Annotated in this window: 30 protein-coding genes; 16 read left to right on the top strand and 14 right to left on the bottom strand. The window is 63.7% G+C overall.

The window, feature by feature from the left end; all coding sequences use genetic code 11:
* Nucleotides 1-86 precede the first annotated feature (86 nt).
* The gene (locus tag C9427_RS14565; protein ID WP_107649867.1) at nt 87-584 is read left to right on the top strand and encodes a methyltransferase family protein; all 498 of its coding nucleotides are present in this window, start codon (nt 87-89) and stop codon (nt 582-584) included.
* A 73-nt stretch (nt 585-657) separates the two neighbouring features.
* Here the strand turns inward: C9427_RS14565 and C9427_RS14560 are convergent, their stop codons facing one another.
* Nucleotides 658-1,554 (bottom strand): LysR family transcriptional regulator, encoded by an 897-nt coding sequence (locus tag C9427_RS14560; RefSeq protein WP_097572801.1) that lies wholly within the window; start codon nt 1,552-1,554, stop codon nt 658-660.
* 113 nt (nt 1,555-1,667) lie between these two features.
* Entirely contained in the window at nt 1,668-2,642 is a 975-nt protein-coding gene (gene trxB, locus C9427_RS14555) for a thioredoxin-disulfide reductase (RefSeq protein WP_107649825.1), read from the bottom strand.
* 245 nt (nt 2,643-2,887) lie between these two features.
* On the opposite strand from trxB, the gene C9427_RS14550 reads away from it, so the two are divergent.
* Nucleotides 2,888-3,364, top strand: a complete 477-nt coding sequence (locus C9427_RS14550; RefSeq protein ID WP_008877604.1) for an Lrp/AsnC family transcriptional regulator — start codon at nt 2,888-2,890, stop codon at nt 3,362-3,364.
* 97 nt (nt 3,365-3,461) lie between these two features.
* Here C9427_RS14550 and C9427_RS14545 read toward each other — a convergent pair whose 3' ends face one another.
* The 4 genes from C9427_RS14545 to C9427_RS14530 form a co-directional block, all read right to left on the bottom strand.
* Nucleotides 3,462-4,100, bottom strand: a complete 639-nt coding sequence (locus tag C9427_RS14545) for a D-glycero-alpha-D-manno-heptose-1,7-bisphosphate 7-phosphatase (RefSeq protein ID WP_107649824.1) — start codon at nt 4,098-4,100, stop codon at nt 3,462-3,464.
* A gap of 1 nt (nt 4,101) precedes the next feature.
* A complete protein-coding gene (locus C9427_RS14540) occupies nt 4,102-4,674 on the bottom strand; it encodes a D-sedoheptulose-7-phosphate isomerase (RefSeq protein WP_107649823.1) in 573 nt (190 codons plus the stop codon).
* Between the two features lie 7 nt (nt 4,675-4,681).
* Nucleotides 4,682-6,175 carry a D-glycero-beta-D-manno-heptose-7-phosphate kinase gene (gene rfaE1 / locus C9427_RS14535; protein WP_107649822.1) on the bottom strand — a complete coding sequence of 498 codons (1,494 nt, stop codon included), beginning with the start codon at nt 6,173-6,175 and terminating at the stop codon, nt 4,682-4,684.
* A gap of 137 nt (nt 6,176-6,312) precedes the next feature.
* On the bottom strand, nt 6,313-6,945 hold the full coding sequence (locus C9427_RS14530; protein WP_107649821.1) for a LysE family translocator: 633 nt from the start codon (nt 6,943-6,945) through the stop codon (nt 6,313-6,315).
* A gap of 219 nt (nt 6,946-7,164) precedes the next feature.
* Here C9427_RS14530 and rfaD point away from each other — a divergent pair, with 219 nt between their 5' ends.
* The 3 genes from rfaD to waaC are packed head-to-tail and all read left to right on the top strand — an operon-like array spanning nt 7,165 to nt 10,066.
* Nucleotides 7,165-8,115 carry an ADP-glyceromanno-heptose 6-epimerase gene (rfaD, locus tag C9427_RS14525; protein ID WP_107649820.1) on the top strand — a complete coding sequence of 317 codons (951 nt, stop codon included), beginning with the start codon at nt 7,165-7,167 and terminating at the stop codon, nt 8,113-8,115.
* Nucleotides 8,088-9,095 carry a lipopolysaccharide heptosyltransferase II gene (gene waaF, locus C9427_RS14520; protein WP_107649819.1) on the top strand — a complete coding sequence of 336 codons (1,008 nt, stop codon included), beginning with the start codon at nt 8,088-8,090 and terminating at the stop codon, nt 9,093-9,095. The genes rfaD and waaF overlap by 28 nt, the downstream gene beginning before the upstream one ends.
* Complete coding sequence (waaC, locus tag C9427_RS14515; RefSeq protein WP_107649818.1) at nt 9,092-10,066, top strand: lipopolysaccharide heptosyltransferase I; 975 nt, start codon at nt 9,092-9,094, stop codon at nt 10,064-10,066. The genes waaF and waaC overlap by 4 nt, the downstream gene beginning before the upstream one ends.
* Nucleotides 10,067-10,071: 5 nt before the next feature.
* Here the strand turns inward: waaC and greA are convergent, their stop codons facing one another.
* Nucleotides 10,072-10,545 carry a transcription elongation factor GreA gene (greA, locus tag C9427_RS14510; protein ID WP_008877613.1) on the bottom strand — a complete coding sequence of 158 codons (474 nt, stop codon included), beginning with the start codon at nt 10,543-10,545 and terminating at the stop codon, nt 10,072-10,074.
* Between the two features lie 282 nt (nt 10,546-10,827).
* Nucleotides 10,828-11,358, bottom strand: coding sequence for a tetratricopeptide repeat protein (locus C9427_RS14505; RefSeq protein ID WP_107649817.1), 531 nt, complete (start codon nt 11,356-11,358; stop codon nt 10,828-10,830).
* Nucleotides 11,359-11,588: 230 nt separating this feature from the next.
* On the opposite strand from C9427_RS14505, the gene C9427_RS14500 reads away from it, so the two are divergent.
* The 3 genes from C9427_RS14500 to C9427_RS14490 all read left to right on the top strand — a co-directional run bounded on the left by C9427_RS14500 (nt 11,589) and on the right by C9427_RS14490 (nt 13,950).
* Nucleotides 11,589-12,014: a DUF3775 domain-containing protein gene (locus C9427_RS14500; RefSeq protein WP_107649816.1), complete on the top strand. Its 426-nt coding sequence runs from the start codon at nt 11,589-11,591 to the stop codon at nt 12,012-12,014.
* A gap of 76 nt (nt 12,015-12,090) precedes the next feature.
* Nucleotides 12,091-13,044 carry an extensin family protein gene (locus C9427_RS14495; protein ID WP_107649815.1) on the top strand — a complete coding sequence of 318 codons (954 nt, stop codon included), beginning with the start codon at nt 12,091-12,093 and terminating at the stop codon, nt 13,042-13,044.
* A 99-nt stretch (nt 13,045-13,143) separates the two neighbouring features.
* A complete protein-coding gene (locus C9427_RS14490) occupies nt 13,144-13,950 on the top strand; it encodes an extensin-like domain-containing protein (RefSeq protein ID WP_107649814.1) in 807 nt (268 codons plus the stop codon).
* Nucleotide 13,951: 1 nt separating this feature from the next.
* On the opposite strand, the gene C9427_RS14485 is transcribed toward C9427_RS14490, so the two are convergent.
* Complete coding sequence (locus tag C9427_RS14485; RefSeq protein ID WP_107649866.1) at nt 13,952-14,671, bottom strand: gamma-glutamylcyclotransferase; 720 nt, start codon at nt 14,669-14,671, stop codon at nt 13,952-13,954.
* A gap of 113 nt (nt 14,672-14,784) precedes the next feature.
* On the opposite strand from C9427_RS14485, the gene C9427_RS14480 reads away from it, so the two are divergent.
* On the top strand, nt 14,785-15,492 hold the full coding sequence (locus C9427_RS14480; protein WP_107649813.1) for an LssY C-terminal domain-containing protein: 708 nt from the start codon (nt 14,785-14,787) through the stop codon (nt 15,490-15,492).
* Nucleotides 15,493-15,524: 32 nt separating this feature from the next.
* On the opposite strand, the gene C9427_RS14475 is transcribed toward C9427_RS14480, so the two are convergent.
* Complete coding sequence (locus C9427_RS14475) at nt 15,525-16,637, bottom strand: Gfo/Idh/MocA family protein (RefSeq protein WP_107649812.1); 1,113 nt, start codon at nt 16,635-16,637, stop codon at nt 15,525-15,527.
* Between the two features lie 235 nt (nt 16,638-16,872).
* Between C9427_RS14475 and C9427_RS14470 the strand changes: the two genes are divergently transcribed.
* Complete coding sequence (locus tag C9427_RS14470; protein ID WP_107649811.1) at nt 16,873-17,787, top strand: LysR family transcriptional regulator; 915 nt, start codon at nt 16,873-16,875, stop codon at nt 17,785-17,787.
* A gap of 73 nt (nt 17,788-17,860) precedes the next feature.
* A complete protein-coding gene (locus C9427_RS14465; protein ID WP_107649810.1) occupies nt 17,861-19,171 on the top strand; it encodes a hemolysin family protein in 1,311 nt (436 codons plus the stop codon).
* Nucleotides 19,172-19,191: 20 nt separating this feature from the next.
* Here the strand turns inward: C9427_RS14465 and C9427_RS14460 are convergent, their stop codons facing one another.
* Nucleotides 19,192-20,721, bottom strand: a complete 1,530-nt coding sequence (locus C9427_RS14460) for a bifunctional AfsR/SARP family transcriptional regulator/alpha/beta hydrolase (RefSeq protein WP_107649809.1) — start codon at nt 20,719-20,721, stop codon at nt 19,192-19,194.
* A gap of 275 nt (nt 20,722-20,996) precedes the next feature.
* Between C9427_RS14460 and C9427_RS14450 the strand changes: the two genes are divergently transcribed.
* From C9427_RS14450 to C9427_RS34085, 3 genes are all read left to right on the top strand, one after another.
* Nucleotides 20,997-21,632 carry a class I SAM-dependent methyltransferase gene (locus C9427_RS14450; protein ID WP_107649807.1) on the top strand — a complete coding sequence of 212 codons (636 nt, stop codon included), beginning with the start codon at nt 20,997-20,999 and terminating at the stop codon, nt 21,630-21,632.
* Between the two features lie 260 nt (nt 21,633-21,892).
* Entirely contained in the window at nt 21,893-22,252 is a 360-nt protein-coding gene (locus C9427_RS14445) for a YARHG domain-containing protein (protein ID WP_146172544.1), read from the top strand.
* A gap of 168 nt (nt 22,253-22,420) precedes the next feature.
* The gene (locus tag C9427_RS34085) at nt 22,421-22,582 is read left to right on the top strand and encodes a hypothetical protein (RefSeq protein ID WP_167434351.1); all 162 of its coding nucleotides are present in this window, start codon (nt 22,421-22,423) and stop codon (nt 22,580-22,582) included.
* A 125-nt stretch (nt 22,583-22,707) separates the two neighbouring features.
* Here C9427_RS34085 and C9427_RS14440 read toward each other — a convergent pair whose 3' ends face one another.
* A complete protein-coding gene (locus C9427_RS14440) occupies nt 22,708-23,313 on the bottom strand; it encodes an NADPH-dependent FMN reductase (protein ID WP_107649805.1) in 606 nt (201 codons plus the stop codon).
* A 91-nt stretch (nt 23,314-23,404) separates the two neighbouring features.
* Here C9427_RS14440 and C9427_RS14435 point away from each other — a divergent pair, with 91 nt between their 5' ends.
* A complete protein-coding gene (locus C9427_RS14435; protein ID WP_167434350.1) occupies nt 23,405-23,773 on the top strand; it encodes a winged helix-turn-helix transcriptional regulator in 369 nt (122 codons plus the stop codon).
* Between the two features lie 49 nt (nt 23,774-23,822).
* Here C9427_RS14435 and C9427_RS14430 read toward each other — a convergent pair whose 3' ends face one another.
* Together C9427_RS14430 and C9427_RS14425 are read right to left on the bottom strand one after the other, a co-directional pair.
* A complete protein-coding gene (locus C9427_RS14430; protein WP_245437074.1) occupies nt 23,823-24,125 on the bottom strand; it encodes a hypothetical protein in 303 nt (100 codons plus the stop codon).
* 151 nt (nt 24,126-24,276) lie between these two features.
* Nucleotides 24,277-24,672, bottom strand: a complete 396-nt coding sequence (locus C9427_RS14425; protein ID WP_107649802.1) for an acyl-CoA thioesterase — start codon at nt 24,670-24,672, stop codon at nt 24,277-24,279.
* A 351-nt stretch (nt 24,673-25,023) separates the two neighbouring features.
* Here C9427_RS14425 and C9427_RS14420 point away from each other — a divergent pair, with 351 nt between their 5' ends.
* Nucleotides 25,024-25,863, top strand: coding sequence for a hypothetical protein (locus tag C9427_RS14420; RefSeq protein ID WP_107649801.1), 840 nt, complete (start codon nt 25,024-25,026; stop codon nt 25,861-25,863).
* Nucleotides 25,864-25,882: the final 19 nt, after the last annotated feature.

The following is a 25,882-nucleotide window of genomic DNA, read 5'->3' as shown; positions in this document are numbered from 1 at the left end:
TCCCGCCGAAAACGCGGAAAACACTGAATGACGTGGAATCGGGCAGTCCGCGTTCATTTTTACGGCAATCCGGCAAGGAGGTATTCGTGCGGACAGCTTCGGCGATCGCCGGCAGCGCACTGTTCTTCATTGCAGCACCCGGCGTGGTCGCGGGACTGGTGCCCTGGCTGCTGACCGCTCGTTATCATCTGCCATGGTCGACCTTGCCCGGCTTTGTGCCGGTCGGCTGGGTCCTGATTGTCGCTGCCGCGGCCTTGCTGCTGCATGCTTTTGCCCGCTTTGCCCTGGAGGGCCTGGGTACGCCTGCCCCCGTAGCGCCAACCGAAAGACTGGTCGTCGGCGGCATCTACCGCCATGTTCGCAATCCGATGTATGTGGCGGTGCTGTCGATCATCCTCGGCCAGGCACTGCTGTTTTCGAGTTGGGCTCTCGTCGCCTACGCCGTCATTGCCGCCGCCGCCATGGTCTCATTCGCCAGGCTTCATGAGGAGCCGACGCTGGCCCGCCGCTACGGCGCCGAATATGAGGCCTACCGCCGCGCCGTGCCTGGCTGGCTGCCCCGCCTGACGCCGTGGCGCGGGTGAGCCGGGATCTGCGCCGATTCAGGGTGCGTTGAGATTCGTATCAGGCTGGCATCGCCTGAACATCGACACGCCCTTAGAATGACCAGCTTCGCGCCTTGGCAATAATGAAATCGCGGAAGACATGCAGCTTCGCCTGGTTCTTCATCGCATCGGGATAGGCGAAGTAGGTGTCGAAGGACGGCACTTCGGTCTCCGGCAGCAATTGCACCAGGCCTGAATCCTTGGAGATGACATAGTCGGGAAGCATGGCGATGCCGGCGCCGCCCTGCACCGCGCGCTTGATCGACAAGATGTCGTTGATCTGCAGCGTCGGCACCCTTTGCCCGCCTTCGAAATCACCGACCGTCTCCAGCCAGTTCAATTCCGACAGATGTGCGGGCACCGGCACGCCGAAGGTGACGATGCGATGGCTCTTCAGCTCGGAGATCGAAGCCGGCTTGCCAAATTTGTTGATGTAGGACGGTGCCGCGTAGAGATGGAAATGCACCGTGAACAGGCGGCGTTGGATAAGGTCCGGCTGCTGCGGCTGGCGCAGCCGGATGGCGCAATCGGCCTGGCGCATGGTCAGGTCGAGCTCCTCGTTCGCCAGGATGAGCTGCAGGCTGACCTCGGGATAGAGCTCGATGAATTCCTGCACGCGTTCGGTCAGCCAGCCGGCGCCCAGCCCCACCGTGGTCGTCACCCTGAGCACGCCCGAAGGCCTGTCCTTGGTCTCGGTCAGCCGCGACTTGATCGTCTCCAGCTTCATCAGCACGTCATGCGCCGTGCGAAACAGCATCTCGCCCTGCTCGGTCAGCACCAGGCCGCGGGCGTGACGGTTGAACAGCGGCACGCCGACGTCGTGTTCAAGCGCGCTGACCTGCCGCGAGATCGCCGATTGCGACAAATGCAGGGTCTCGGCCGCATGGGTGAACGACCCAGCTTCCGCCGCTGCGTGAAACACCCGCAGCTTGTCCCAGTCCAGCGCCATGATTCCCCTCGTGCTTTCTTTGGCGTCTGCCCGCTCTAGCGTCTGCCCCGCTCTTAGCGTTTGGAAATAAAATCAGGCTTTTGAACGACTTTTCTCAGCCGCCTCTTGAACTTTTACTCCGCGGCTTCGCGGTGAACCTCTATACCGGCGAGATATTTTTCCGCCTCGAGCGCGGCCATGCAGCCAAGCCCTGCGGCGGTCACCGCCTGGCGGTAGATGTCGTCGGTCACGTCGCCGGCGGCGAACACGCCCGGCACGTCGGTGCGGGTCGAATCCGGCGCCGTCCACAGATAGCCATTCGGCTTCTGCTTCAGCTTGCCGGCGAACAGCTCGACCGCCGGCGCATGGCCGATCGCCACGAACACGCCATCGACCTTGAGATGCGTCACCTCGCCGGTCGCCACATTGCGCAGCCTTAGCCCTTCGACCGACGGTGGCAGCGGCATCTTGCCGGGCTGGCCGGTGATCTCGTCGACGGTGGTGTCCCAAATGACGCGGACATTGTCCTTCTTGAACAGCCGCTCGCGCAGGATGCGCTCGGCGCGGAAATCGCCGCGCCGGTGAATGACCGTCACGCTCTTGGCCAGGTTGGAAAGGTAGAGCGCCTCCTCCACCGCTGAATTGCCGCCGCCGATCACCGCGACATCCTTGCCGCGATAGAAGAAACCGTCGCAGGTGGCGCAGGCCGACACACCGAAGCCCATGAAGGTCTGTTCGCTCGGAATGCCCAGCCATTTCGCCTGCGCGCCGGTGGCGATGATCAAGGCGTCGGTGGTATAAAGCGTGCCGGAATCGCCCTTGGCACGGAACGGCCGCACATTAAGGTCGACCTCGGTGATGATGTCGTTGATGATGTCGGTGCCGACATGCTCGGCCTGTTTCAGCATTTGTTCCATCAGCCACGGACCCTGGATCGGATCGGCAAAGCCCGGATAGTTCTCGACATCGGTGGTGATCATCAACTGGCCACCCTGCTGCAGGCCGGCGACCAGCATCGGCTTCAGCATGGCCCGGGCGGCGTAGATCGCCGCCGTATAGCCGGCGGGACCGGAGCCGATGATGAGAACGGGCGCGTGCTTGGTGGTCATAGCAGGGCTTTCACAACAACCGGACGCAATCCGGCACAGGGAGCGATATCGCGCCTAATCTAGGTGTTGCGGACGACGCCAGCAAGACGAGCTGCGCTTCGTCCCCGGAAAGCTTCGGCGCCAACAGACGATCCATGAACATCTTGCGCGGTGACTGTCAGAAAATCGCCGATTGAAGCGAGACGCGTAAGTCGTTTAATTGCAAAATCACGAAAGATTCTTGCGCGAAGCGCCGAAGGGTATCCATGCCGCTCAAAGCCGATCTCGACGCCATCGACTGGAAGATCCTGCGCGAGCTTCAACAGGACGGGCGCATGACCAATGTCGAATTGTCCAGCCGCGTCGGCATTTCGGCGCCGCCATGCCTGCGCCGCGTCAGGCGGCTTGAAGAGGCCGGCATCATCCGCGGCTATCGCGCGCTGCTCAATGCGCCGGCGCTTGGCATGGACGTCGTCGCCTTCTGCCTTATCGGTCTGCATCACCAGGCCGATGCCGAGCTCAAGACCTTCGCCGAACGCACGCGCGGCTGGCCGATCGTGCGCGACGCCTGGATGGTGTCGGGCGAATCCGACTTCCTGCTGCACTGCGTGGCAAGCGACCTCGGCGCCTTCCAGACCTTCGTCATCGAGGAACTGGCCTCGGCGCCGAATGTCGACACGGTGCGCACCGCGCTCACCATCCGCCGGGTCAAGGATGAAGGTCTGGTGGCGTTTCCGGCTTGAGTGCAATGCCGACCGGGAGATCGGCATTGCAAGCACAGTAAAAGCCAACAAAACAATGACGTAGAGCAGAAACCTGACTCTATCTGACCGGACCGGCCTACAGCGCCTCGATCGCCGCCAGCAAGCCGGCCAGATCGCCGCGATTGCGCAGGCGCATGGTGCTGAATCCGCCTTGATTGGACGCCTCGCCGTCGACCAGCCAGCCTTGCGACAGGCCCGCGCGCCGCCCCGCTTCCATATCCGCCAGCTTGTCGCCAACGATCAGCGAGTCCTTGAGATCGAGCCGTAGGCGCTTGGCTGCCTCAAGCAACATGCCCGGATTGGGCTTGCGCATCGGGTGGTTGGCGATCGCCAGTGGCCCTGTGCCGGCCTCGTGATAGGCACAGGCAACAACCATATCGACAAACCCGTTGCTGCCCCGCAGCAAGTCGAGCACGCGAGCGTTGACAGCCGCGAAAATGTTCCAGTCAAAATAGCCGCGCGCGATGCCTGACTGGTTGGTCACCACGACGACCGGGACATTGCCCCGGTTGGCGGTCTCGATCACCGGGGCGATGTCGCCGCGCAGGACGATGTCCGCCGGATCGCTGGGATAGTCGGTATCGACATTGATGGTGCCGTCCCGGTCGAGGAAGAGTGCCGGCCTGCCGGCCGGAAATATCCTGTCGCCAATCCGCTCGACCCATAGGCCCGGTTCCTCGAGCGGGTAGCGGCTCGACGCCTCGGCGGCGCCCATGTCAGCCATCGCTGAGGCGCGCTTCGACCATTTCGCACAGATGATGATAGAGGCACAGATGCCCCTGCTGGATGATCGGCGTCGACGTCGAAGGCACGTTGAGCAGGATGTCGGAAAGCGGCTTGAGCTTGCCGCCGGTATCGCCGGTCAGGCTGATCACCGTCATGCCCATCATGCGCGCCTGTTCGGCGGCGGCCAGGATGCTCGGTGAATTGCCGCTGGTCGAGATGGCTAGCAGCACGGCACCCGCTGCGCCATGCGCCTCGACCTGGCGCGAAAACACCGTATCGAAGCCGTAGTCGTTGCCCCAGGCGGTCAGCACCGCCGCGTTGGCCGGCAGCGCGATGACGTTATAGGCCTTGCGCTCCTTCAGGAAACGGCCGACCAGTTCGCCGGCAATGTGGATGGCGTCGCTGGCGGAGCCGCCATTGCCGGCTATCAGCAATGCCTTCCCCGACGAAAGCGCGGCGACGACGGCGCTCACCGCGCGCTCCATCTCGCTGGTGAGGTCGCGTTCGACCATCGCGTTGATCGCGGCCGCCGAGCGGATCAGATAATCGTTCAGTTCGGACATGAATTCCTCAATTGGCAGTGCCGCCGGCGCGCAATTTGCCGATGGTGCCGGTGGTGCTCTTGCCGGCGACGAGGTCGACCAGCACCACTCGCCCGCCGGCCTTCTGCACCACATCGGCGCCAACCACGGTGTCGACGGTATAGTCCGCACCCTTTACCAGTATGTCGGGCAGCAAAGCCTCGATCAGGGCGAGCGGTGTGTCCTCCTCGAAGACGACGACGGCATCGACCGAGGCAAGCGCGGCCAGCACGCAGGCGCGGTCATGCTCATCGTTGACCGGACGCCCCGGCCCTTTCAGCCGGCGCACTGAAGCATCGCTGTTGAGGCCCAACACCAGCCGGTCGCACTGGCTGCGTGCGGCGTGCAACAGGCTGACATGGCCGGCATGAAGGATGTCGAAGCAGCCATTGGTGAAGCCAACGGAAAGTCCCTCGTTCTTCCACGTCGCCACCAGCCTTGCGGCGGCGGCGGCATCGAGGATCGCGCTGCGGGGGGCGACCGGTCCGTGCGAGCGCAACAGCGCGCCAGTCAGTTCCTCGACCGTCAACCGCGCGGTGCCGCGCTTTCCCACCACTACGCCGCCCGCGGCATTGGCGAGGGAGGCGGCCATGACACGGTCGGCGCCTGCCGCAAGCGCCAACGCAAACGTCGCGATGACGGTGTCGCCGGCGCCGGACACGTCGAACACTTCGCGCGCCTGCGTGGCGATGTGCCGGGCATCCTGCGCCCCGACGACGCTCATGCCTTTCTCGCTGCGCGTCGCGACGACGAAATCGAAGCCATGCGCCGAGATCAGCTCACGCGCCGCAGCGACGATCTCGTCGTCGGCGAAAACCACACGTCCTACCGCTTCGCCGAGCTCCTTGCGATTGGGCGTGATCGCCGTCGCCCCGGCATAGCGTGCATAGTCACGTCCCTTCGGATCGACCAGAACCGGCTTGCCCGCCTCACGGCAGATCGAGATCAGCTCGCCAGCGACGCCATCGAGCAATATGCCCTTGCCGTAATCGGACAGGATGACGATGTCGGCTTGCGCAAGCGCTGCGCGGAAATGCCGGATCAGCATCGCTCGCTCCGCGTCGCCCAACGGCTTGATTTCCTCCTCGTCGAAACGCAGCACCTGCTGGTTGAGCGCGCTGAAACGGCTTTTCGACGAGGTCATGCGATCGCGATCCCGCGCGAGGCCATCGGTCCCGACGCCCAGCTCTCCCAGCATGCCTATCAGATTGCTGCCCGCATGGTCGTCGCCGATCACCGAAACCGGTATGGCGGCAGCGCCGAGCGAAACGATGTTGGAGACGACATTGCCGGCGCCGCCCATCGCCAGCATCTCGCCGCGCCCATGCAGCACGGGGATCGGCGCTTCGGGTGAAATCCGCTCGATCACGCCGTTGACGAAACGGTCGAGGATGAAGTCGCCGACCACCAGCACGGTGACGTCGCCGAACCGCGAAATGGCGCGGTGCAAGGGTTCGGGAGAAGGCGGATTGTGCTTGATCATGTCATTTGCAACGCGCGGGAAAAGCCGATCTCAATGCTCTTGGAACCATTCGCCGAGAAAATGAACCGGCTGACCGGTCTTTTCGTGGCGAAGCCGATATACCGCAATTCGCGCCAGCGCAACGGCGGCTCGCTGTGTCAACTTTTCTGCAAGGCGACGTGCACACCGAGCCCGACCAGCACCGCGCCTCCGGCCCGCTGCATCAGGCGCTGCGCGCGGCTCGAACGCCGCAAGCGGCCGAGAACGGCGCCCGCCAGGAACACACAGACGATATCGGCAGAAGAGAACATCAGGTTGACGATGGTTCCAAGCACGACGAATTGCAGCCAGACCGGGAGTGCGGCCGATGCATCGATGAATTGCGGCAGGAAGGCCATGAAGAAGATCGCCGTCTTGGGGTTAAGCACCTCGACGGCGATGCTCTCGAAAAAGGCGCGGCGCGCCGATTTCCGCTCGATCGCGGGCAGTGCCGCGTCGCCGTCCGTCCGCTTGCGGAACAGGGAAACGCCGAGCCAGATCAGGTAGAGCGCGCCGATGAGCTTGACCGCCATGTAGAGCGGCGGCACGGCGTGGAACAGCACGGACAGCCCGGCAGCGGCCGCAAAAACATGCACATAGCCGCCAAGATGAATGCCGAACGCCGCCGTCAGCCCGGACCAGCGCCCACGCGCCATGGTCTGCGCGGCGGCGTAAAGCATGGCCGGGCCAGGAATATAGGCGAAAATCGCGGTGGTGGCGAAGAAGGCGATAAGCAGTTCGGTCGACGGCATTTGCCTTGCTCCTTCACGATCCCGGTCGTCGGCCTACCGACTGGCCCGGTCGTCGGCCTGCTGACTGACCCGGCGGATCCACGACTGAAGCGAGAGCTTTAAGGCGGCACTGTGGCAACTGCCCAGCCGACGCCCGCCAGCGGCCTTTATCGACAGCCTCGCCGGGCTCCCCTATAAGGGCCGGAATCGGCAAGCAAACCGCAGGTCAGGGCTATCGATATGATCATCGTCACGGGCGGCGCCGGCATGATCGGCTCCAATATCGTCGCCGCGCTCAATGCCGAAGGCCTCACCGACATTCTTGTCGTCGACGATCTCACCGACGGCCACAAGATCGCCAACCTCGCCGATCTCCAGATCGCCGACTATCTCGACAAGGATGATTTCTTGGCCCGCCTGGAGGCGGGAGACCTGGGTCGCATCGAAGCCGTCTTCCACCAGGGCGCCTGCTCGACCACCACGGAGTGGAACGGCAAGTTCATGATGGAAGTGAACTACACCTTCTCGAAACGGCTGCTGCATGCGTGCCTCGCGCTGCGTGTGCCCTTCCTCTACGCCTCCTCCGCCTCCGTCTATGGCAGCAGCGCCGAGTTTCGCGAGGAACCGGAGCTTGAACGGCCGCTCAACGTCTACGCCTATTCCAAGAAATTGTTCGACGACTATGTCAGGCGCACCGTCTTCGATACCGATCATTCGCAGGTGGCGGGCCTGCGCTATTTCAACGTCTACGGACCGCGCGAGGCGCATAAGGGCGCGATGGCCTCGGTCGCCTACCATCTGTTCAACCAAGTCGAGCAAGGACAGAACCCGAAGCTGTTCGGCGCCTATGACGGTTTCGGCCCCGGCGAGCAGAGCCGCGACTTCATCCATGTCGGCGATGTCGCAGACGTCAATCTGTGGCTGTGGAAGCGCGGCTCAAGCGGCATCTTCAATTGCGGCACCGGCCGCGCCCAGCCATTCCGCGCCATCGCCGAAACGGTGATCGACACGCTGGGCCAGGGGCAGATCGAATTCATCGACTTCCCCGACCACCTCAAGGGCAGCTACCAGAGTTTTACGCAAGCTGATATGTCACGGTTGCGCGCAGCCGGCTACAATGGCCAATTTCGCACAGTGGAAACCGGCGTCAGAGACTATGTCGAATGGCTGAAAGCCCAACGATCCTCGTGATCGGCCCACGCTGGGTGGGCGACATGGTGATGGCGCAGTGCCTGTTTTCGGCGCTGAGAGAGCTTCACCCGAACGCCGCGATCGACGTGCTGGCGCCGGCATGGGCGGCGCCGCTGGTCGCACGCATGCCCGAGATACGCCAGCAGATCGACTTGCCGCTAAAATCCGGCGCGCTGGAGTTCCGCATCCGCCGGCGCTTCGGCCGGCTGCTGCGTGGCCGCTACGACATCGCCTATATCATGCCGGGAAGCTGGAAATCGGCGCTGATTCCGTACTTTGCGCGCATTCCGCGCCGTATCGGCAATCTCAGGGAAATGCGTTATGGGCTGCTGACCGACATCGTGCCATTGCCCGATGCCGTGAGGCGACGCACCGCGCAGGCCTATTTCAACCTCGCCCAGGGCGGTACATTCCGCGCTCCAAGGCTAACCGTCGACACAGCCAACCAGGCGGCATTGCTCCGCCGGTTTGGGCTGGGGATGAAGAAATTCGTCGCTCTGATGCCCGGCGCCGAATTCGGCCCGGCCAAGCGCTGGCCCAGCGAACACTATGCCGGCCTTGCCAGCGACCTGATGGCGAAGGGGTTTGACGTCGCGCTGTTCGGCTCGAAGAACGACGCCGACGTGACGGCGGAAATCGCCAGGCTTGCGCCCGGCGTTGTCGACCTCGCCGGCAAGACACGGCTGGAAGACGCCATCGACCTGATATCAGCCGCCAGGCTCGCCGTGTCGAACGACAGCGGACTGATGCATGTCGCCGCCGCTGTCGGCACGCCGATCGTTGCGGTCTACGGCTCGACCTCGCCCGACAACACGCCGCCGCTCACCGAGCGTCGCGAACTGGTCTGGCTTGGCCTGTCCTGTTCGCCGTGCCACAAGAAAATCTGCCCGCTCGGCCATCTCAACTGCCTGAAGACACTCGAGGTCGCACGGGTCGCGGCGGCGGCGGACCGGTTGCTGGAAATGCCGGCCGCCGCATGAAGGTGCTCATCGTCAAGACGTCCTCGATGGGCGATGTCATCCACACTTTTCCGGCCGTCGAGGATGCGCACCGCAATCGGCCTGAAATCTCATTCGACTGGTGCGTGGAAGAGGCTTTTGCCGGCATCGTCGCCTTGCACCCGGCGATCGGCACCATTCACACAGTGGCGATCCGGCGCTGGCGCAAGAACTTGCTCGGCCGCAACACCTGGCGCGAGGCGGCGGGCTTGCGACGCGCCTTGCGAGCCGGCCGCTATGACCTCGTCATCGATGCGCAAGGCCTGCTGAAATCGGCTCTGGTGGCGAAACAGGCAGCAGCACCCCTTGCCGGCTTCGACCGTTCGAGCGCGCGCGAGCCAACAGCCGCCCTGTTTTATGATCGCCGCTACGCCGTGCCGCGCGACCTGCACGCCATAGAGCGCACAAGGCGGCTGTTCGGGCTGGCGCTCGGCTACCAGCCTGATCTTTCCAACCTCGATTCCGGCATAGCGCCGCCAGCCGGACGTCTACCTCGCGTCGAAGGCAAAACCGCCTTCCTGCTGCATGGCACCAGCCGCGAGGACAAGAAATGGCCGGTCGGCGACTGGATCGAGACCGCCCGGCTCTTGGTCGAAAGAGGGATTACACCGGTCACCACCTGGTCGAACCAGGCTGAAAAGGCGGTCGCCGAAGCGATCGCCAAGGCCGTTCCGCGGACCGAACTGGTGCCGAAATCACCGCTTGCCGAGATCGCCGCGCTCATCGGCCGGTCAACGCTGGTAATCGGCGCCGACACCGGCCTCACCCATCTCGCCAGCGCCTTCGGCCTGCCGACCGTCGCCGTGTTCCTGGCGACCGAACCCGGTCTGACCGGCCCGCGCGGGCCGTTCTCATCGACGCTTCTGGCCCCGCCCAGCGGAGGCGTTGCGCCGGATGCGGTGATGGCGGAAGCCGAAAGGCTGCTAGAACTCAAATCGCAGGCCGCGACGTAGAGGCCCTAGATGAACTGCACCTGGACGATCTCGTATCCCCGCGCGCCACCGGGCGCGTTGACTTCGATCGCGTCGCCGACTTCCTTGCCGATCAGCGCGCGCGCGATCGGCGAGGAGATCGAGATGCGGCCGGACTTCACGTCCGCTTCCTGGTCGCCGACGATCTGGTAGGTCTTCTTCTCTTCCGTGTCCTCGTCGACCAGCACAACCGTGGCGCCGAACTTGACCTTGTCGCCGCTGAGCTTGGTGACGTCGATGACCTCGGCCCGCGCTATCAGGTCCTCGAGTTCGTTGACGCGGCCCTCATTAAGGCTCTGCGCCTCTTTCGCCGCGTGGTATTCGGCATTTTCGGACAGGTCGCCATGCGAGCGCGCTTCGGAGATCGCCTCGATGATGCGCGGGCGCTCTTCCTGCTGACGCCAACGCAGTTCTTCCTTCAATGACGCGAACCCCTCGCCTGTCATCGGGACCTTGTTCATGATGCCTGACCTTTCCTGCCGCCACCCCCGCTTTGTCGGGGATGACCTTGTCGATGGGTACAAAAAGAAAACGGTCCGGCAGCCTCGGGCTAACGGAACCGTTTCACCACAATTTCCCAAGATATAGCAATCTTTGCGCGGTTTTCACGTCCAAAAAGTCGGTTTTCAAAAATTCTCCGCCATTTCTGGAAATGCCGTGGCGGCAACGAGGGCTGGCGGAGCGAGAGGCGACAAAAAACGGCCGCGATTGCTCGCGGCCGGTTGAGGAGTATTGGGGATAGATCAGCTCCTCATGAAATGGTCGATCTGTTCGGACAGCATGCCGTATTCGCGCGATCCCTTGCCGGTGCGCTTTTCGATCTCGCGGAGCTGTTCCTGGGCGCCGGCGAGGTCGCCGATCTGCAGATGCGCTTCGCCGAGATATTCGCGCACCAGCGTGTAATCGGGATCGATGCGCAGCGCTTCCTCGTAATAGCCGAGGCCGACGATGACGCGGCCGGAATGGCGGTGCGAATAACCGAGATAGTTGAGGATGCGCGGATCCTGCTTGTTGGCGGCCAGGCTGAGCACGGCGATCGCCTCGTCATAGCGCCCGGCCATCGCCAGGTCGTGGCCCGCTTCATAGATATTGTCGTCGTCCAACATGCCTTGCTGCGGCGGCGCACATTTCTGCTTCTTCTTGTCCCAAACCTCACCCTTCTTGCATTTCGTGGTCTGGCCGCCTCCACCACCTTCACCGGCCGAAAACGCCGGAACCGCAAAAAGCGGCAGGGCGGCAACCGCCAGAACCTGGATCAGCAATCGTCTGCGCATCGAAGCCTCCTTGAGAAGAACAATGCAACACTAACGCCGGACGAAAGCCGTTTCATCCCGCAAATGCCAGAAACCGACACTCAACCGCCCGCTCTTCGATCTCCGATCCAAGCAGAATGCGCGCAGGTCCGCCGGAATTTGCCAAAGATAAAGGCTGCAAGCCGAACGTGACGTGACGCGCGCTGCAAATTCGCTATCATCCGGCAAACGGAGCATGCGGAGAAAGGCCAGTGCAGCAGCGCCTTGAAAAGGAATGGGAGCTTTCGATCGGTCCCGATACCGTGCGCCTGTTCATTCTCAAGGCGAAGGCGCTGAGCGCCGCTGTCAACGAAGACTATGCCGACGGCGCCGAGCACGAGATAGAACTCGACGGGCAGGCGCACGACAACCACCATCATGACGGCCTGGCCGAGGAAAGCTCGGAAAACCTCACCGAGGAAGAACTGCGCGAACTGATCAACGACCTCAATGTGGACGAGGCGGCCGAACTCGTGGCACTCGCCTGGGTCGGCCGCGGCGACTATGACGCTTCCGAATGGGCGGACGCGTTGGCGGCCGCGCGCGAGCGCGCCAACAAGCGCACCGCCAAATATCTGCTCGGCATGCCGCTGCTCGCCGACTGGCTGGAGGAAGGGCTGGAAGCCATCGGTGCGTAACGCTGCCGTCACTCATCGTGATCGGCCCACACGCTCATTTCGGGCAACTTCCCCGGTCGCCCGCCGTTAGGGACGGATGGCGGAGCTGACCCTTCTGAGATTGGCCGGATCGAGCAGGGCAGCGCTGCCTTTGGTCGTGGCAACGCTGCTTGCCGGTACGGCCCTGGCCAAGTCGCCGAAATTGCCTGAAACCGTAGCCGTCCCGGTGCTCAATCAAACACAGCCTGCGCAAAAAGACGCGCCGGCCAATGTGCCGGTGCCGGAGCCGCGTCCCGCCGACGCGCCAAAGCCCGATCAGCAGGAGCCGCCGGCGAGCGCTCCAAAGCCAACCGAAAAGCCGATCGAAAAGCCGGCTGAAGCGGAGCCCGAGGCACAACCGCCCACCATTGCCCCGCAACCGCCGGAGAAGCCGGCTGAGGCGCAAGAAAAGCAAGACAAGAAAATACTGCCCGATCCGCGCTCGGCCGACGTGCCGGAGGAAAAAATGCCGGACGAGGAGCTTGCCTGTCGGCGGCGGCTGAAATCGATGGGTGTCGACTTCGAGGAACACAAGCCCGAGCACAATCTCGAAATCGGCTGTTCGATCCCCTATCCGATCACGCTGAAGACGCTCGGGAAATCAATCGCCATCGGCCCGGAGACCGAGCTCAACTGCGAGATGGCCGAGGCGGCCGCGCGCTTTGCCGCCGATGTCATCCAGCCGGCGGCAAAGGCGGAATTCGGCGCTGACCTCAAATCGATCAGCCAGGCCTCGGCCTTTGTCTGCCGGCCGCGCCACGCCGGAGGAAAATTGTCCGAACACGCCTTCGGCAACGCGCTCGACATATCAAGCTTCACGCTTTCGGACGGCAAGAAGATCGAAATTGGCCCGGCGCCGCCGGAGAAGGACGCGAAATTCCTCAATGCCGTGCGCAAGGCGGCCTGCGGGCCGTTCAAGACCGTGCTTGGGCCGGGCAGCGATGCCGACCATGCGCTGCATTTCCATCTCGACCTCGAACCGCGCCGCAACGGCGGCACGTTCTGTCAGTGAACGATGCCGCAATTCGGCCGCAGGCGTGAACGCCGCCGCTGAGTTTTCCTTTACCCTTGATCGTTAAAATGCCGGCTATCCGTCAACGGGATTCCGCCAATGGCCGGGACATTTCGCGCCGTGTTTTTCGCCGCCGCGCGCCAATCGAAACGTGCCGCGATGACGGCCGCCGGGCTTGCCCTTGTCGCGGTTTCGGCCTGCAATACCGGCAGCGTGCTGTCGCTGCAGCCGGCTGTCGACGTCGGCTCCCAGACCTCGGCCGTGCCGCAATATTCCGGCATGCAGAGGCTTGTCCCCTCCAATCCCGACATGATGGAAGCCGCCTACCCGCGCATGGATGACCCGATGTCGCAGCCTGAGCAGATGCCGGCCAGCGAGACCGACTGCCGTAAGGAATTGCAGCGTCTCGGCGTCGTCTACACCGATCTGGCGCCCATCCACGAAGGCCAATGCGGCATCGACTACCCCGTCAAGGTCTCGGCCATCGGCAGCATCCAGATGAAGCCGGCCGCCACCCTGACCTGCGACATGGCCGCCACTTTCGCCGGCTGGACCAGGAACGAACTCGTCCCGTCTGCGCGCTGGCGCTATTTCTCGGGCGTCAAGACCATCCACCAGGGTTCCAGCTATTCCTGCCGCAGGATCGCCGGCGAAGGCGTGCTGTCGGAGCACGGCAAGGGCAACGCGCTCGACGTCATGAGCATCGAACTCAACAATGGCGACGACATCGACGTGCGCAAGCCCGGCCTGTTCGCCTTCCGCACGCGCGGCTTCCTCAACAATGTGCGCGCCGACGGCTGTCAGTATTTCACGACCGTGCTCGGCCCCGGCTACAATTACGACCACCGCAACCATTTCCATTTCGACATCAAGAACCGCAGGAACGGCTACCGCGCCTGCCGCTAGATCAGACGCGCGGGGCGACGCCTGTAGAAGCGGCGATCTGCTGTGCCACCAAATGCTGGATGCGCCACAGATTCCTGTCCCGGATGCCGATTTCCTCGAGCTTGCTGACAGTCCGAAACAGATACTGCGCCGATGAGCCCCAATGCCCGGCGGCGCGCGCCAGCATCTGCGCCACCTCATCCAGCGGCAATCGTCCGGCATAAGCCCTGCCGTCCGGCGCGGCGACAAAGGCCAAGGCACGCAGCGGCCCATCGTCGGTGCGGACCGTAATCCAGCATGGCACGTTGGTTGGTGGGTTCGCATCGATTTCGCGCCGCATCAACTGGCCGAGCTGTCCAAAATGGTCTTCCGCCGGCAGCCGGTAGACGATGCCACTACAACTGCCTCCCCGGTCGAGAGCCAGCATCAGCGCCGGCAATTCACGGGTTCCACGCCAGCGCGTCAGCTTCAGGCAGAATGAGCGGTGCCACCCCGGCGCTCTGGCAGGGCGCTGTTCGATGTGAGTGAATTCGGGGTTCCAGATAAGCGAGCCGTAGGCAAAAACCCACAGCGTTTCGGGACGGTATTCGGAAAGCAGACGTTCGACCAGACCGTCGAACTCCGCGTCAGTATGCTCGCTGGTACCGGGCTCAGGGCCTGGGTCCGGCTCCATCCGCTCGACCCGAGCGACAAGTTCGGCAGTCAAGGCCATTGACCTGCGGGTCATCGGCTTCCGGTTCATCTTGCCCAACGTCCCCAATAACGACGACCGAAGATAGACTGGCCGTACATCGATAGCCATTGATTTCCAGGGGCTATCGCGAGACAGTTACTCGCCACCATTGGGCGGCAATCATGGGTCAACGAAGCCTTAAACGACGTGCGACGACCTGGCTGGTGGCGTTCCTGGCCTTCTATCTCGCCTTCGCCTATTTCGCCGCGCCTGAGTTCTGGACGTTTCGGGACCGCAACTTCCGCTCGCACAGCTTCGAGATGGTGACGCACACGCCGCAAGGCATTCCGGGCGACCCGATCAATGTCGGCCTTGTCGGCACGGAAAAGGAACTCGTCCACGCCTTCGCCGTTGCCGGCTGGGACACCGCCGACGCCATTACGCTGAAGACCGCGATCGAGATCGGCGAAAGCGTGCTGTTCGGCCGTCCCTATCCCGACGCGCCGGTCAGCCGTCTGCTGTTCGAAGGCCGTGCCCAGGATCTGGCCTTCGAAAAACCGGTCGGCAACAGCGCCGACCGGCGTCATCACGTCCGCTTCTGGCATACCGATACGACCGGCGACGATGGCCGGCCGCTCTGGCTGGGTTCGGCAAGTTTCGACCGCGGCATCGGCCTTAGCCACGACACCGGTGCCATCACCCACCATATCGGTCCCGACATCGACGCCGAGCGCGATTTCCTGATCCACGACCTTACCGCCGCCGGCATGCTGATCTCGACCAGCGATATCCCTGGTATCGGTGCGACCAGGACCGGGCGCAACGGCGGCGGCGACCCTTATTTCACCGACGGCAAGGCGGTGATCGGCGTGCTCAGGCAATTGCCCTAGGCGCGCCGCCGGCGATCTTGGCCAGGCCCCGATCACACCAGCGCGGTGCGGCTTCCGCTTTCGGCTGCTCTGTCGATCGCGGCGATGATGCGATGCACTGCGACCGCATCGTCGAAACTCGGCGCCGAGCGGGTTCCCTCGCGCAGATCCCGGGCCATCCTGGCATAGACGCGGGCGACGTTGCCCGGCTCCACATCTTCCGGCCAGCCGGAACGGTACGAGGCGGGGACCTCCAGCGGCCGGAACACCTTCTCCCCGTTCCGCGCGCCCTTGAGGGAAAGCTGCACCATCTGCGTGTGGCCGGACAAACCCGATATAAGGATATCGCCTTCCGTGCCGTTGATCTCCCAGGACAGGCCGTCGTTATCTCGCGCCGCGCCGCCTCGGTAATGGATGGACAGGGGCGCGCCGCTGGCGAGAACCCCGCTGACCAGTACCTGGTCCGGGGCGGACACGGGCAGCGTTTCCCCGGTATCGACCGCGAGCGCCGTGCGCCGCCGTGTCGCCAGCACCGCGGATATCTCCGCAACGTCGCCGAGCACATCCCTGAGCGCTGCCAGCGTGTGCCCCACCGGGATCGTCAGCATGGTGGCGCCGTTGGCGCGATCCAGCAGATAGGCGTAGATCTTCTTTTCGGAGATGGAGCCGCCCCAGCCCCCGCCCCGCGCGACCAGGGTGGTCGACAGCACCTCGCCGACGAACCCGTCGGCGATCAGATGTCCCAGATACTCAATTTCCGGAGCAACGCGCGCTTGGGTTCCGACCACGCCCAAGACACCCTTGGACCGGGCAAGCGCGGCGAGTTCCTCGGCCTCGGCCAGCCCATTGCCAAGCGGCCATTCGCAGTAGACGTGTTTGCCCGCGCCGATCGCCGCTTTCACGATCTCCAGGTGAGGAGGCACCTTCACCGTGACAGTGACGATGTCGATCTCCGGCGCCGCGATCAACTCGGCAACGCTGGCGAAGGCCCGCGGCAGCCCGGTCGCGCCGGCCGCCTTCTCGGCGCTGGCCAAGCTGGTGTTGGCGACGCCGACGATCTCGAAGCTCTCCGATAGGGCATTGAGCGCAGGAATATGGGCCCGTGCCGCCCAGCTCCTGCCCGGTTGCAATCCGACTATACCGACCCTGAAGCGTTGTCCTGGCATTGTGTTTCGGTCTCCTTCATGCAGCTTTGGCTTTGACGTTGGATTGCGAGATCAGCCGTTCCGAAAAAATCCTGCCCGCGCAGGCTTCAGCCTGGGCAGGCGCTCATCTCGATCCACGCTCCGCGTTTGGTGACTACGCCGCACATTTATGCCGTTCAGCTATGGAATAAAACTCTCCCATGCTGCATATTCGGAAACAGATTGACGAGAAAAAATCTACAATTGGAGAGCGGCGTTGGAAGCGACCAGCCTGCAAGGCATTCTCGCATTCGTGCAGGTAGTCGAGGCCGGCAGCTTCACCGACGCCGGCAGGCGGCTGCATGTGACGAAATCGGCGGTTGGCAAGTCAATCGCGCAACTGGAGCGCCGGCTGGGCGTTCGCCTGCTCAACCGCACCACCCGCAGTCTCAGCCCGACCAGCGAGGGCCTAAGCTATTACGACGCCTGCGTCAGGGCGCTTGCCGAGATCGAGGCGGCCCAGTCATTGCTCGCCGCGCATCGGCTGGTGCCTTCCGGTCGGCTTCGTGTCGACGTACCCCTCGCCTTCGGTCGTCGCTGCGTCGCCCCTGTTCTGTTCGACATTTCCAGAAGATTTCCGGACCTGACGGTGGAAATCTCCTTCAACGACCGGCGCGTCGACCTGATCGAGGAGGGCATCGATCTGGCTGTCCGCATGGGCGATCTCGATGACAGCCTGTCGCTTGCGGCGCGTCGCATTTACGCCCAGCGCTCGGCCATCTGCGCGGCCCCTGCCTATCTCGAAGCGCATGGCCGGCCGCGATCGATCGAGGACCTCGCCAATCACAGTGTCATCGGCTACGGCCGTGACGGCATCGTACGCCCCTGGGCCATAAGGCATGCCGACGGCCATCTCGGCAAATTCGTGCCCAGGGCTCGGCTCGTCCTCGGTCACGGCGAACCGATGCTTGATGCCGCCCTTGCCGGCTGCGGCATCGTCTTTCTGCCGACCTGGCTGGCGGCCGACAGTCTCAAGCGGGGCGAACTCGAAATGGTGTTGTCGGACTGTCTCGTCGAAGACATCGTCGTCCACGCCGTCTGGCCGGTGACGCGTAATCTCACGCCGAAGGTCCGCGTCGTAGTCGACGCCCTGATCGAGCATTTCTCGTCGCCGTCCTGGGACGCGACCTGAATGAGCAGTCTTCATCTTGAAAAATGGCGGCCGACTATTTTCGAAGACCACGCCGCGATGCTATTGACCCCTCATGCTTTACGCTGAAATCGCTATCGTGGTCGTCCTCATCTGCGTGAACGGCCTTCTGGCAATGTCGGAACTTGCCATCGTCTCGTCGCGGCCTGCGCGTCTCAAGGCGATGATCGACCGCAACGTCACAGGTGCCGGCCGCGCCCTGGCGCTCGGCTCCAATCCAGGCAAATTCCTGTCGTCGGTGCAGATCGGCATCACCCTGGTCGGCGTTCTGTCCGGCGCCGTTTCAGGCGCCACGCTCGGCGAACGGCTGTCCGTGTTCCTGGCATCGACCGGCATCCGCGAAAGCGTCGCCGACCCGCTCGGCGTCGGCATCGTCGTCGCCGTCATCACCTACTTCTCGCTGATCGTCGGCGAACTGGTGCCCAAGCAGATCGCGCTGCGCGATCCCGAACGCGTCGCCGCCAGGGTCGCTCCGGCGATGACCATCCTCGCCACTGTCGCCGCCCCGCTGGTTTTCCTGCTCGACATTTCCGGCCGCGCCATCCTGTGGCTGCTTGGCCAGCGCGGCGAAAGCGAGGAGAAGGTCACCGACGAAGAGATCAAGATGCTGGTCGCAGAGGCCGAGCATCACGGCACCATCGAATCCGACGAGCGGCGCATGATCGCCGGCGTCATGCGGCTCGGCGACCGCGCCGTGCGCGCCGTGATGACGCCGCGCACCGAGGTCGACTGGATCAATTTGCAGTCCGACGACGCGGCGATCCGCAGGCTGTTGATGGAGACCCAGCATTCACGCCTGCCCGCCGGCGATGGCGGCGTCGACGCCATGATCGGCGTCGTCCAGACCCGCGACGTGCTGGCTGCCATGCTTGGCGGCCGCGCGCTCGACCCGCGCCGGCATGTGCGCGCCGCGCCCATCGTCCATGACCAGGCTGACGCGCTGGATGTGCTTTCGAAACTCAAGGAGTCCGACGTGCCGATGGCCCTGGTGCATGACGAATACGGCCATTTCGAAGGCATCGTTACGCCCGCCGACATACTTGAAGCCATCACCGGCGTCTTCCGCGCGGATCTCGACGCCGGCGACGAGGAAAACGCCGTCAAGCGCGAGGATGGCTCATGGCTGCTCGCCGGCTACATGCAGGCCGACGAGATGGCGGATGTCCTTGGCATCGACCTGCCGGAGAACCGCGATTACGAGACCGTCGCCGGCTATGTGCTGTCGCACATGCACCATCTGCCGGCGACCGGCGAATGCGTTGACGCGCAAGGCTGGCGCTTCGAAGTGGTCGACCTTGACGGCCGCCGCATCGACAAGCTCATCGCCACGCGCCTGCCAAGCAGCCATCGCGAAATCGTGCGGTGACATCAGCAGGAGCCGCGCGATCAGCTGCTTCGTGCAAACGCGCTGATGCTATTGAGCAGCGGTTGTTGGTCGCCGACCCAAAACCAGTGGTCGTCACCGTCGACCTCAATGAACCGCGCGCCTGGGATCTGGGCCGCGAGAAAGCGCCCGGCCTCGACGCGCACGGCGCGGTCACCTGAGCGGTGCAGAACCATTGTCCTGGCCGAGACTTTTGCGAGCAGATGACGCACATCGGTATCACGCAGAGCTTCGAGCAGGCCTGCGACCGCGCCGGGACTGGAGGCTGCCCTGAGCAATCCGGCCCACCAGTTCTGCGCCTGGCGGTCGCCGGCGAGGCTCGGGGCGAAGGTTCCGATTTCCGCCGGGCCACCCCAGCCGGCGATCAGCCGTTGCGTCCACAGCTCGTATTGCGCGACGGTCAGGGCGAAAGGATAGTCGGGCGCGTGGCTGCCTTTGGCCAGGGAACCCCAGAGAACAAGGCCGCTCAGGCGATCGGGGTGATCCACGGCAAAACGGATGCAGCCCGGCCCACCCTCTGACGCGCCGATGAGCAAGGCACGGCGGCTGCCAGCCGCATTCATGACCGCCAGAATATCCTGCGCCGTCGCCTCGACGGTCGGGCGGGCGCCGACGCGGTCGGAAAGCCCCATGCCGCGCCGATCGAAGAGGATCAAGCGACCCAGGCGCGAAACCGCTGATATCCAGGCGCGGCAGCTTCTGTCTTCCCAGACCCGCTCGACATGCGAAATGAATCCCGGGACAAGCACGATGTCCAGCGGGCCGCTGCCGACGGTCTGGAACGCGATATGGATGCCGTCCACTTCGACGTAGCGCGTTCTGGGCACGTCCAAAGTGGCTACCTGGGTTGGCTCACCCAAGGCAAGCGTGGTGGGATCAGGCGCTACACCGAGCTCCTCTCGCAGCAGCCGGACGCAAGCTTCGATCTGGCGCTCGGCTGCTGCCCTGTCCCCAGCCGCCAGATGGGCACGGATCAGGTGACGGTGTGCGCTTTCGCTCAAAGGGTCCAGCCCCGCCAGGCGTGTCGCATGCACGACCGCGGCGCGAGGCTCCCCGCCGGCGATCTTTGCTTCGACGAGCCGCTCCAGTGCCTGCACCAATCGGCTGCGCAAAGCCTCGCGCCTGAAAAAGACCCATTCCTCGAATTCCGGACAATCCGGGAGTGAGAAGCCGGCGAGATAGTCGCCCTTATAGATGTCGACTGCCGCGTCGAGAGGACCGACATTGCAGGCATGCTCGAAAGCCTGGGAGTCGACCTCGACGGAGAGACCGAGGGATGCTCCGGTGGCAGTGATGACCTCGCTGCCAAACGCGATGCGGATTTTATACAGTGTGCGCCGAAGGCGTGCCCGTGCGGCTTCCTCGTCGGTTTCGGGCCATAGAAGCGTGGCGGCGACCTCGCGCCCCACGGGCCGGCCGGCTTCGGCGAGGTAGATGAGGAGCGCTGCCGCCTTGCGCAAGCCGAGTTCCACCCGCCGCCCGTTCAGACGGAACTCCGGAAAACCCAGAAGTCGGAACTCCAATCGCTCCATCGGTCCGTCTGCGGCCGAGCGGGGACGTTGAGGGGATGCCGGCCTTCTATCTACCCCACGACATCGGGCCGATCGGGCCCGATGGGAACACTCCCTTGGAGCGAGAAATGCCCCTGGTCAATACTCTCACCCACCATCGCACGTCCGAGGCTGTTGCCGAGGTTGGCGTCCCTGTCACCCGCAACGACTGTCACGGCGAGCCGCTCTTGGTCCCGGGGGTCGGCGCTTTGATAGGCCCTGCCGGTGCTCCGAACACGGGGCAAGGAGGCTGAGACATGTGCCAATCCTGTCTCTCCTGGTACGCACGCTGCATTGCTCCCTATCTCGTCCACGCCGGCTGTTCGGCCAACGCATTCGCGCACATGCGAAAGCGCATGATTCCGCGGGCAGAAGGCATAGTCGTCGAAGTCGGCTTCGGGTCCGGCCTGAACCTTCCCTACTACGACCCCGCCAGAGTAGAACGACTGGTCGGCATCGATCCCGACGGCACGATGCTCGGCCTCGCCGAACCGAAGAGCCGTTCCTTGCCGTTCGATATCGAATGCCTCCGGGCCTGCGGCGAAAGCCTGCCGTTGACCGATGACTTCGCCGACACGGTCGTCGTCACCTATGCCTTCTGCACCATTCTGGACCCGGATGCGGCGCTGACCGAAATCCAGCGCATACTGAGGCCAACGGGCCGGCTGATCTTCATCGAGCATGGCCTGGCCGAGGGGCCGCGTTGCCGCAGATGGCAGGAGCGCCTGAACCGGCCGTGGGGATCGCTCGCTGGTGGCTGCCACCTCAACCGCGATCCGTTGCGCCTGATCCGCGGGGCGGGCTTCCACCTTGTTGAAGAAGAGCGCGGGCGGTTCCCGCTACCCTTCTGGCAATTGGGAAGCCACTACGCTGGAGTCGCGGCACCCCGATAAGGGGCGAACCGACGAATTGCACGATCGGCCTGTGAGCAATTCAATCGATCACGATACCAAGGTACCAGCACGACCTTGCCCGTCGAACGGCGCTCGTCCAGCAGACGATGCGCCTCGCTTGCCTGATCGATGAGCATTCACGGCTGGCAGTACGGCCGCCCGGCCGTCATCCCGATTCGGTGACAAGCTGATCTTTTTTGACGCAGATCAACACGGCCTCCGATCTTGATGCGATTATTTCAAGGTGGAGGACTGCTTTCATGGGCAAACGCATTCGATTGTTCGGCACGGCAGCCGTTCTGGCAATCGCAATATCCGGCCCGGCGACGGCTGATTGCTATGACATTCTTGGTTGTACGGATCGAAATCTGTTCTCGAGGCATTTCCATGACTATCTGGCTGCCCCCCATCCGGACGGACCGAACTGCCAGTTCCTGTGGGAGATGCGTAACGGAATTTTGGCCGAGCGCGGATACTGCTTTCACACGGCCCGGGGCAAAGCCCATTTCGGCAACGAGGGCTGTCGATATGACGACGCCGACAGTGTACCACTGTCTTCAATCGAACGATCCAATATCGCGACTATCGCACGCGCCGAGCGGGTAAAGGGTTGTCGCTAGCCGCGCGGGCGGAAACCCGCTCGCGGCTGAAGAAGGCAATTTCGGCGCCGCTATCCCCCTGCGGCTGGGGTAGCGCCTGTACCTGAATTGCAATGTTTCAGTGGACCCGCTGCCGCGAAAGGCGTAGCGTACCGGGCTTGCTCAATCGCCTCCCGAGAGGAGCGCGTGATGTTGGTCAGCGAAGCTGAATTCATAAGCCGAGAGAATATCAAGCACTTCGAAAAGAGGCTGGAAACGGAAGCCGATTCCGCCGTTCGTTCTGTGGTTTTCAAGCTGCTCGCCGAGGAGAAGGCAAAGCTTTTCCTGTTGGCTACCGCAAAATCAGCGTAAATGCCGGCCTCGCAGGCACATATTCCTGCAGGACTTAGGCGCGACAACGCCCTGTTGGCCGCGGTAAGGGGGCGGCGCAAGCGCCGCCCCACATCCCTTGGGAGGATAATTCAAACAGTCCGCGATCAGGCCGCCCTGGCTTCATCGGCGATCGCATCGGCCTTGCGCGCCGCCTTCAGCACCTTGGCCCACCAGGCGACGTCGTTGACCAGCGCGGTGGCAGCCTGGTTCAGATGCTCGATCTCTTCGAGCTTCTTCTCACCCTGGCGGACGGCAAGGAAATCGCCCCAGGCGATATGGACGGCCGACTTGACCGGCGCCATCTGCAACTCGACGGCGTAAAGACGCAGCTGTTCGACGGCGCGCGAGCCACCGACGCTGCCATAGCCGACGAAGCCGGCCGGCTTCTTGTTCCATTCATTGGCGGCGTAGTCGATGGCGTTCTTCAGCACGCCGGTCGGGCCGTGATTGTATTCTGCGGCGGTGAAGATGAAGCCGTCAAACTCGGCGACCTTCTTCTGCCAGCGCTGCGCCACTTCGTTCTGCGACGGCGCCCAGGCGGAGGATGCGACCTCGTCGAAGAACGGCAGCGGGAAATCGCGCAAATCGACGACTTCGACATCGATGTCGGCATGCGACCTGGCGATCTTGGCGATCCATTCGGCGGGGACGTCGGCGAAGCGCGCGGCGCGCGTCGAACCGACGACAATGGCGATTTTGGGCTTGGACATAGAGGGGCTCTCCTTGCGGGAAATTGTGGTATCGTTTGGATACCGGCGCTATATGAGATACCGCAGACTCGAAGTGCAAGGAGGCACGTTTTTGTTACTGAGGCACCCGCATATCACCGAGGACTGCCGCGCCATCTCGGAAATCCTGCAGCGCGTCGGCGACAAATGGACTGTTCTGGTCGTCGGCAAGCTCGGCGACGGACCGCTCCGCTTCAACGAATTGCGCGCGGCCGTCGGCGGCATCTCGCAGAAGATGCTGACCACCACCTTGCGCGGGCTGGAGCGCGACGGCTTCGTCACCCGCACGGTGTTTCCGACCATCCCGCCACGCGTCGACTACGAACTGACCGATCTCGGCCGCGAATTGCTGGTGCCGGTCGCGGCGCTCGGCGAATGGGCGCGCAAGAACACCGCGCGTGTCAAGGCGGCGCGGGCGAAGTTCGACGGCGCGCACGCCTGAAACCCTTGCAATGCAAGGGTTTTCGCGCGCCGCGCAGCGCCGGCGAATCCTACGGCTGCATCGGCATTCCGGCCCGCGGACGGCTTCCGGTCCGCGTCGATTTCGGGGTCCGGTCGGCCGCCTTGCCGTCGATGGCGCAGCCCTTCCCTTCACCGCAATTGCGCGCGGCCGTCGCACCGATGCCGCACGCCGCCGAAGCGCAGTTTTCGCACCTGGCCGCCTGTCTCCCGAGGATGTGGTTTTCGAAGGCGCAGCCGGCTTCTGCCCTGCCCTGTTTGACCTCCGTATAGGCGGTTGCGGCCAACAGGCAGAACAGGGCTGCAAGCGCGCCCGCCAATGCGCCGTTCAGCAATCGTTGACGCATTGTCTTTCCCCATGCCCTGCCGGACATGGTCCCGGAAATGTGCGAACGGGACTGTGAGACGCTTCACACAGAATCGGCCTGCGGGATCGCGCGCCGTGTCGGTCCTGCCGGCGATATCGAAACTTGGAAATCTGGCCGGTCAGCCTTCCGCCGGAACCGCCTTCGGCTTGCCTTCGCCGTCCAGTGCCACCATGACGAAATCGGCATGGGTGACCTTCTCCATCAGGTCGGAGAGATAGCGCTGCGCCCAGGCCTCGACCTTGAGCGTCATCGACGTGCGGCCGACGCGTTCGACATGGGTGTAGATGCACAGCGTGTCGCCGATCTTCATCGCCTTGGCGAACGACATCTCCTTCACCGCAGCCGTCACCACCCGGCCCTTGGCGCGCTCGGCGGCACGGATGCCGCAGGCAAGGTCCATCTGCGCCATCACCCAGCCGCCGAAAATGTCGCCCGCCGCATTGGCGTCGGATGGCATCGCCAGGGTTCTCAGCGTAAGGTCGCCGATCGGCCGGCCTTCAGCGTAGTGCACCATGCGGCAAATCCCCGAGATCGATGGTTCGACTTCGTATCGTTACGGCATCGACGCGTCAACGCGCCACCAGCAGCGTGATCTGAATTCGGCAATCCGGACCGCCAGGGAAGCCAGGCAAGCGAGGCAAGGCAGCGTCAGGTTCGAGCCAGATTGAGAAGAACGGAGCCATCGCCGCATAGGCGTCTGCCTCCGTGGGTATGGACGGATTCACTCATGCGCAATATGGATGGGGATGACGCCTGCCGTGGCGCTCACATTTTGCCGCGTCGCCAAGGCAGGTGACGCTCGTTCAATGACGCTGCGCAGGGCAGGTGCCGCCCGCGGAAATGTCGATATCAGGGGATCTGGTCAATGACCGACAACAAGCCAGACGTTACCAAGGATTGGCAAGCGACGCAGGGCCAGAAGTCCTCCGCCACGCGTCTTCGCCTTTTCGCCGCACTCTCGTGGATCGTCGCCATTGGCGGCGAGATCTATGGGATTATTCTGCTTCGCCAGAACAAGTTCGACCAGGGACACCTGCCGCTGATCATCGGCCTTCTGGTCGGCATCGCGATTTTCGCAATCGCCGGCAACTTGCTGTGGAAGGCGGCCAACAGGCACGATCCGGCCCGCGCATCCGACGCGGCCAGGTTCTTCTTCCAAAACCAGCTCGGCGCAATCATCACGCTGATTGCCTTCCTCCCGCTGGTTTTCCTCATCCTCACCGACAAAAACATGGATCCGCAGACCAAGAAGGTTGCCGGCGGTCTCGGCGCTGCGCTGGCCGTGCTCGCGACGGTCATGGGGATCAGTTTCCAACCCCCGTCGGTCGAACAGTACACCCAGGATATGAACGCATGCGCAGCCCAGATCAAGTCGGGGCAGCCCACCACCGCCTGTTCGCCCGAAGTCGCCGCTCAGGCGCAGGCGATCGCGGCGGACACAGCCGCGGTGGCGGCGGCGACGAAGGACGCGAGCCACCCCGCCGGTCAGGATGTCGTCTACTGGATCGCGCCCGAAACCGGAGCCGTGAAGTCCGCCGAGCCGCATGTTTTCCACCTTTGCGCCGGCGTGAGTCCGCTGAAGGACAAGACCGTGAATAGTGGCTCGGTGACGGAGGCCTACGCACAGAACGCCGTCCGCATCACGAAGCAGATCGATATGGAACAGAAGCAGTGCGGGTTCACCGCCGCAACCGGCACCAACTGAGCTCGACCGCGTCCAGCCA

This window comes from Mesorhizobium helmanticense, assembly GCF_003034915.1.
GTDB lineage: Bacteria > Pseudomonadota > Alphaproteobacteria > Rhizobiales > Rhizobiaceae > Mesorhizobium > Mesorhizobium helmanticense.
Note: the sequence above shows the minus strand (reverse complement) of the source record. Positions and strands in the feature narration are given on the sequence as shown.